This window comes from Acidithiobacillus sp. (genome assembly GCF_027322205.1).
GTDB lineage: Bacteria > Pseudomonadota > Gammaproteobacteria > Acidithiobacillales > Acidithiobacillaceae > Acidithiobacillus.
In genome coordinates this window covers 20,340-27,485 of sequence record NZ_DAHVHY010000026.1, presented here as the reverse complement: position 1 = coordinate 27,485, position 7,146 = coordinate 20,340, and the positions used below count along the sequence as shown (strand labels likewise).

Here is a 7,146-nt window from a genome sequence, read left to right as displayed (position 1 = left end):
TCGCCATGTCCGCAATAACTTTGTGCCAATAGGCCGGATCGACTTCCGCCACCCCGCTGGCGGTCGCCATCCGCTGACAGCGCTGCAGGACCCATTCCGGGGCACCTTTAATGGCGATGCCGTCGCTGTGGCGCGTCGCCATGAAGGGCTGCTCGTGGCTGAAAGGCCGGGCATCCACCCGCGGAGATTCCATCTGCGACACGTCGACGTCCGCACCATGCGTGCCCGCATAGCGGAGCAGAGCCTGTTCCAGAGGGTCACCAATACCGCTCTTATCGTTGCGTAGCTGGGCGTCGTTACACAAAATCATGACCCGCAGAGCACGTTGCAGCAGGGCGGGGGAGTCATCGGCGAGGGCTAGCTCCTGCACGGTCATACGATTTTCTGTCAGGGTGCCCGTTTTGTCGGTGCAAATGACGGTAACCGTGCCCAGGGTTTCTACTGCCGGTAACTGGCGGACGATGGCGCCGCGTTGCGCCATACGCTGCACGCCCAGCGCCAGGGTCACACTAATTATCGCTGGTAACCCCTCGGGAATAATGGCTACCGCCAGACTGATGGCGGCGAGCAGGGCGAATTCCAGCGCCTCGCCCCGCCACCAGGCAATACCCGCCGCGATGGCTGCCAGAAGAACTACGATGAAGGCGAGAGTCCGAGACAAACGGCTGATGCGCTCCAGCAGAGGCGAGCGCATGGTCAGGGTAGTTCCCATGAGTTGGTGGATACGGCCTATTTCGGTGGCGCTGCCGGTGGCGGTCACCTGACCAACACCATCTCCCCCGGTCACCAGCGTTCCGGCCCACAGCAGTAACTCGCCCGCGTCGCCAGAAGTGGTTTTATCCACCGGGACGGACTCCCCCGTCAGCAGGGATTCGTCCACCCGCAGGGCATGCGCCTCCAGCAACCGCATGTCCGCGCTGATACGTGCACCATTTTCTACCCGCACCCAGTCGTCGGGCACCAGTGCTTCAGCGGGCAGTTGTTGCCAGGCGCCATCGCGACAGACCAACACCTGCGGGGCGAGAAAAGATTGCAGTGTCTGCACGGCTTTCTCCGCGCGGTTCTCCTGAATAAAGCCGAGCATGGTGTTGATCAGGATCACCGCGCCGATGACCGCGCCGTCTACCAGATGTCCGAGTACCAGCGATAACAGTGCAGCGGCCAGCAGAATCGCGATGAGGGTGTTACGAAACTGCGCCAGCAGTTGTTGCCACCAGCGCGGCGCATGCGCCGCGGACAGACGATTGAGCCCGTACTGTTGCTGCAACGCCGAGGCCGCAGCGCTGCTCAGACCGCATGCCATTGGATCATGCTCCGTGGCGTCCATGTTGATCCCTCCGGTCGCGCAAAAGCAGAAATTACGGTGGACTCAGTAGCTGCAAGGACCATTGGCCGTTTTCCCAGCGCCCGATTTGCGCGCCATCGGCACCCCAGGCACCCAGCACCATGCGCCGTCCCTCCGGATGCTGCTCCCAAACGGGGCGATGGGTATGGCCGTGAATCAATATGTCATAAGCGGCACCATCCAGCGCGAAAACACCATCCCCGTGGAGGGCGGCGACGATGGTCTGCGGATTGGCATCGGTTATGGCTGGTGCCTTGGCCCGCACTTCCCGGTTACTGCCGCGACGCAATCCGCGGGCGATACGCTGGAGCCAGGCATAAGGCAGGCGTCCCAGCGTCAGGCGGGTCAGCGGATGGCGAATTACCCGGCGAAAGCGCTGATAACGATGATCGTCGCTGCACAGCAAGTCACCATGGGTCAGGAGGATACGCTGATCGCCCAGTTGCAGTAGCGCTGGGTCAGGCAGGGCGATAATTCCGAACTGTGCCAGAAAGTCGGCTTCCAGGGCAAAGTCCCGGTTACCGACCATGAGATAAATGGCTGTCCCCTGCTTATGCAGTTCATGGAGCAGAACAAGGATTTCTGCATAAGGAGCCGCCACCGCCTGATCTCGATGCACCCAGTAGTCAAACAGATCACCCAGAATAAAAACAGCCCGTGCAGCCCGACCCTCGTGTGCGCAGAAATGGCGGAAGAGGGCGGTCAGCGCGGGCTGTGCGGAGCACAGATGCAGGTCAGAAATAAACAGCACGGGGCCATTACCAAGGTCTGCACCCTGCACCGTTATAGACTCAGGCCGCAGGCAGACGCTCGCCCTTGTCGATGGAGATGGTCTCCTTGGGAACGTCCTGGTGCATGCCCTGGTTACCGGTCGGGGTCTTGGCGATATCGTCTACCACATCCATCCCGCTGATGACCTCCCCAAAAACGGCATAACCCCAGCCTGATCCAGAGGCCATCTTGAAGTTGAGGAAATCATTGTCTGTCAGATTGATGAAAAACTGCGCGGTGGCGGAGTGGGGATCATTGGTCCGTGCCATGGCGAGCGTGCCCCTCGCATTCTTCAGACCATTCTCCGCCTCATTGGCGATGGGCGCATGGACCTTTTTCTGCTGCATGTCCGCCGTAAAACCGCCGCCCTGAACCATGAAGCCGGGTATAACGCGATGAAAGATGGTGCCGTCAAAAAAACCCTCATCGACATACTTCAGAAAATTCTCGACGGTGTTGGGCGCTTTGTCGGCGTCCAGCTCAATGACGATATCACCCTTGTTGCTGCGCAGCACTACTTGCGGATTTGCCATGAACACTCCTCAGAATTCAGGGCACTAGCGCCCTGCTAGAAAAATTCACCACTCAGGCCAGCGGCGACGAAGGCCAAGAGTAAAGCGACAGAGCGGGCCTTGTCGATACCCAGCTCCCCTGCCCAGCGTTATAACCCAGTCGTTGGGATGTGTTGTGGGAGGTAGAGTCAAGCCCGCATCTGCGGCAGCCGCGAAAAATGCCTTGTTCATGGTGCGCTGGAATCCCGCTTTCTGAAATGGTGCATGTAGGCCCTCATGGTGTTATCCGCTACTGCCTGATGAATTGCCACATAAAATATCAGCAGACTCAAAATGGCCACTGCCGCCATGCCGGGGAAAAATCCAAGCACCCCCGTTCCACCCAGAACCGCCGGGCTCAGCCAGCTGATTCCCCACAAACCCAGAAAATAGGGAATAATCCACCACATATACTGCCATCCCATTGCGGACCATCGTCCTGTCCGCCAGATGCCGGTGAGGGCATAAAGGATTAACAGGGCGAACAAAGTGCCGAAAATAAAATTCAGGGTGTTCAGGCCCGACCAGAGCACGATCCAGCTTGCCACGACGAAGGTGAGGGGTGCGATAACTGGTGCCGCCCACAAGCGAAAGGGGCGTTCCAGGTCAGGCATCGCCCGGCGCAACTGAATCAGTGCAATGGGTCCGATGACATAGGACAGTACCGTCATAGAAGCGATGTAACCTACCATTTTCTGCCAGGAGGGAAACGGAAAAAAGAACACCGCGCCGACAAAGTACAGCAAAATCAGGCTGGCCCAGGGAACCCCATGCCGATTGATGCGTGCCACCCACTTGGGTGCCGCCCCGGTATCTGCGGTCGCCAGGGCAACCCGGGCTGCGGTGGTGGTATAAATCAATGCGGTCCCACCCGGTGACACAAATGCATCGACATACAGAAGCACCGCCAGCCAACCAGCCCCCACCGCAGCGGCAAGGGCGGCAAAGGGGCCGTTGATCCCAGAAAAATGGAGGTGTTGCCAGCCTCCCGCCGCCAAATCGGCAGGATGTATCGCACCGATGAAAGCTACCTGTAAAGCGATATAAATTCCCGATGCAATCAAGACAGATGCGATAACGGCAATCGGTACATCCCGTTTCGGATTTTTACTTTCTCCAGCCAGGTCGATAGCATGACGAAAACCCAGCAGGCTGAAAATCACACCGCCGGTGGCCACGGCAACGAACATCCCGTGAAAATCAGCCGTTGCATTCTGTGCATGCACTACGAAATTACCTGGGTGCCACGATGTGGCGAGCAACACCCCAATCGTCAGCACAGGAATCGAAATTTTCCACCAGGTAGCGCCATTGTTGATTTTCAAAACCCAGCGCACCACCAGAAAATTGATGGCAACAAAGAAGGCGAGTAATCCTAGTGCGACGGCGAAACCTTTGACGCTGAGCAGGTCAGAATGCTGCAGCAGCAATCCCGGTAGGTAATTATTAGCGTAGGTCAGTATAGCCGTAACTTCGATGGGCGCGATGGTGGCGTAAGAGAGAAAGAGAATCCAACTCCACATATGACCAACGATCGGACCGTTGCCCACATGGGCCAGATGAACCACTGCACCCGCCCGGGGAATCAGCGGACCAAGTTCGGCAAAAACTAGCGCCAGCAAAAGGATGGAGAAGGCGCCGATCATCCATGAACCGACCGCGTAGGGGCCTGCTTGCTGTGCCGTATACAGTGGTCCAAACAGCCACCCGGAACCAATTGAAGCGCCCACGCACGCCAATATCACCCCTTGCAGAGAGCCTTCTCGCCGCAGTTTGCTTTTTGTGGTCGGAGGTTTTATGGGTGCCATTATTTTTCCTGGAATGCAATACGTATCACAGTGCGAATAGTCAGAAAGTGCGCGTCATAGAAACACCCAACTGCATGTGCATCACTCAATTGCTGCGCAGTCTCCACCCTATCAGGAGGGTTTTGCTCATGTCAACCAGTTGGTTAATTGCAATGCTATCATTGATAGTATCGGCTATTATAAGTGTTGCGCATCCGCCACTCCAGTATGCGAAACAATAAAAATAAACTCATTCAGGCCAGATGTATATTTATATGATAACTATACGATAAACAAAGAGTGGCATTGGGCTTCTGTATGCCATTAAGCAAGTGTCAAAACAATCAGTAACATTATTAATTTTATAAATTATTAGGTGTGCGTTATGAATTTGTGCTGTGACGTGGAAATAGGGCAACAAAAAATTGTCATAAGTGCAACTATTTATTCAGGTACGCACATGGTTGGCACCACAAAAAAAACATGTTACGGTACGTTTCATGTGAAGGTCGGTGTGATATGTAACCACGTCGTTATCTTTGCTCATGTTAGCGGAATTCTGTTAATAGTTATTCACAAACCTAAGATTAGGAGAAACAAATTTATGAGAAAGCAAAAGCATTTGACACTTCGCATTTTGTTGGGGGTAGGTGTTTTTGGTTGTGGTAGTACCTTGGCTCTCGCAAGTATGGGTAGTCCTATGGCCACACAGCAACAACCTTCGAGTCCGGCTATGCAGTCGGGTCAGGGCACCCTTGCGCCCAAGATGTCGGTGCAGCCACCAGGACCCAAGGTGGGACACGCCGAGTTACATCATTTTGCGGCGGCGATCATATCAGTCCAACCGATTAACCGAGAGGTCCACCGTGACCTCGCTACGCAAAAAATGACGCAGACCCAGCATCAGCAATTGATTAAGACATACACCCAGAAGGTTAAAACAGTCTTGGCGAAGAATCATCTTTCACCGGTTGCTTACGAGACGTTGATAAAAAAGGCGCAAACGGATCCAGCATTTGCACAGCGTGTCGAAACCGCAATAAAGGCGCATGGCGGATAGAGTTTTTCCTTACCGTCTGAAAAGCGTCGTCAGCAGTAATAGCCTCTCGGGTATTATCCGTGCGGGTGTGCAATTTGAACACCCTACGCGCCGCCTTATGCCAAGAATGAATGCTAGTGGCTTTTTGGCAGGAATAGAATCAATGCCAATTGGTACCAAGATGCTACTGGTTCTGCTTCTTCCGGCTCGTCTTTCGCGCGTCACTGTCAGGTGGCGCGTTGTCTGGCAGCACAATGGTATCGCGCTAATCACTTGTTTTGACGACCTCGCAGACCAGGGTGCCCCGCGCCAGGGTTGCGCTGATTTGCGCATGCACCGCGACAGACTTGCTGCCAAAAATAACCTTGCCGGATTCGTCGCGAAGGACAGCAAAACCACGTTGTAGAACAGCCAAGGGATCCAGTAGGCGTAAGACCGTTACCTGCTGCTGTTGTTGCGCCTCGGCGCTGACCAGCAGCTTATTTATCGCCAGAATCAGCGCGGCACGCCGGGTTTCCAACATCTCATTCAGGCTTTGCAAGCGCTGGCGCGGGTCTTGCCGCAAACGCCGCGCCTGGAGAACCAGCAGCCGTTCGCTCCATTCGGCCTGCCGCCGCCGCATGGCCTGCCGCAAGGCTTCACGTGCCATACCCAAACGACGCTCAGCATCCTGCACCCGTTCGCCGGGATGACGAAGGCGCAGTCGCAAATAGTCGAGACGCTGGGTCGTGTCCCGCAGCGTGCGCTGCATGGATTGCTCCAGTTGTCGGCGTTGTGCCTGCACCTGCGGCAACCACTCAGCGCGGTCGGGGCTAACCGCTTCAGCCGCCGCGGTGGGGGTTGCCGCCCGTAGATCGCCGGCGAAGTCGGCAATGGTGAAATCAATTTCATGACCAATGCCTGTCACCACCGGCACCGGGCAGGCACGGATCGCACGCGCCACGCTTTCTTCATTAAAACACCACAGGTCCTCCGCGCTGCCGCCGCCACGCGCCAGGATCGCCACGTCTTCCTGCTGTCGGCGGGCGATGCGGCCTAGCGCCGTGCAAATCTGTGCTGCTGCCTGATCGCCCTGCACCAGCACCGGATAAACCATTACCGCGAGCATCGGCCAGCGCCGCGCCAACGTCACCCGGATGTCATGCAGCGCCGCTCCGCTTGTTGAGGTCACCACTGCGACACGTAGTGGCCAGCGGGGGAGCGGCCGCTTCAACTCCGGCGCAAAAAGCCCTTCAGTCGCCAGTTTCTCTCTGAGCGCTGCAAAACGCGCCTGTAACTCGCCCTCACCAGCATTCAGTAATTGCTCAACAATCAGCTGAAAATCACCTCGTCCTTCATACAGGGTCGGTTGAGCCAGCACCTGCACCTGCATGCCATTGCGCGGCTGTATCCGGGTATAGGTATTACGCTGATGGAACATGGCGCAACGCACCTGCGCCCGCGCGTCCTTCAGTGAAAAGTACCAGTGTCCCGATCCGGGGCTGCTGAAGTTGGAGAGTTCACCCTCCACCCTTAACAGCGGGAAATTCCCTTCGATAATTTCGCGAACAGCACCGTTCAGGGCGCTGACGGTAAGTATCGGGATCTGCGAATTACCAATGGTCATAGCATACTCTCATCATGGATGGTGGGAGGAAGATCAGGATCTCTTGA

6 protein-coding genes are annotated in these 7,146 nt (G+C 56.2%); 1 reads left to right on the top strand and 5 read right to left on the bottom strand.

Going from position 1 to position 7,146, the window contains the following annotated elements; genetic code table 11:
• The 4 genes from M7F93_RS06055 to M7F93_RS06040 form a co-directional block, all read right to left on the bottom strand.
• Positions 1 to 1,327 (bottom strand): cation-translocating P-type ATPase (locus M7F93_RS06055; protein WP_298170620.1); only part of this gene is annotated, 1,327 nt, incomplete at its 3' end.
• Positions 1,328 to 1,358: 31 nt separating this feature from the next.
• The gene (locus M7F93_RS06050) at positions 1,359 to 2,096 is read right to left on the bottom strand and encodes a UDP-2,3-diacylglucosamine diphosphatase (protein ID WP_298170618.1); all 738 of its coding nucleotides are present in this window, start codon (positions 2,094 to 2,096) and stop codon (positions 1,359 to 1,361) included.
• Between the two features lie 40 nt (positions 2,097 to 2,136).
• A complete protein-coding gene (locus M7F93_RS06045) occupies positions 2,137 to 2,649 on the bottom strand; it encodes a peptidylprolyl isomerase (protein ID WP_298170616.1) in 513 nt (170 codons plus the stop codon).
• A gap of 206 nt (positions 2,650 to 2,855) precedes the next feature.
• Positions 2,856 to 4,475, bottom strand: coding sequence for an APC family permease (locus M7F93_RS06040; protein WP_298170613.1), 1,620 nt, complete (start codon positions 4,473 to 4,475; stop codon positions 2,856 to 2,858).
• 583 nt (positions 4,476 to 5,058) lie between these two features.
• On the opposite strand from M7F93_RS06040, the gene M7F93_RS06035 reads away from it, so the two are divergent.
• Positions 5,059 to 5,514 (top strand): DUF4168 domain-containing protein, encoded by a 456-nt coding sequence (locus M7F93_RS06035; RefSeq protein WP_298170606.1) that lies wholly within the window; start codon positions 5,059 to 5,061, stop codon positions 5,512 to 5,514.
• Between the two features lie 244 nt (positions 5,515 to 5,758).
• On the opposite strand, the gene xseA is transcribed toward M7F93_RS06035, so the two are convergent.
• Complete coding sequence (gene xseA / locus M7F93_RS06030) at positions 5,759 to 7,099, bottom strand: exodeoxyribonuclease VII large subunit (protein ID WP_298170605.1); 1,341 nt, start codon at positions 7,097 to 7,099, stop codon at positions 5,759 to 5,761.
• Positions 7,100 to 7,146 lie beyond the last annotated feature (47 nt).

Coding starts and splice junctions, on each gene's coding strand:
- xseA (WP_298170605.1), bottom strand. CDS start 7,099: ATGACCATTGGTAATTCGCAGATCCCGATACTTACCGTCAGCGCCCTG.
- M7F93_RS06045 (WP_298170616.1), bottom strand. CDS start 2,649: ATGGCAAATCCGCAAGTAGTGCTGCGCAGCAACAAGGGTGATATCGTC.
- M7F93_RS06035 (WP_298170606.1), top strand. CDS start 5,059: ATGAGAAAGCAAAAGCATTTGACACTTCGCATTTTGTTGGGGGTAGGT.
- M7F93_RS06040 (WP_298170613.1), bottom strand. CDS start 4,475: ATGGCACCCATAAAACCTCCGACCACAAAAAGCAAACTGCGGCGAGAA.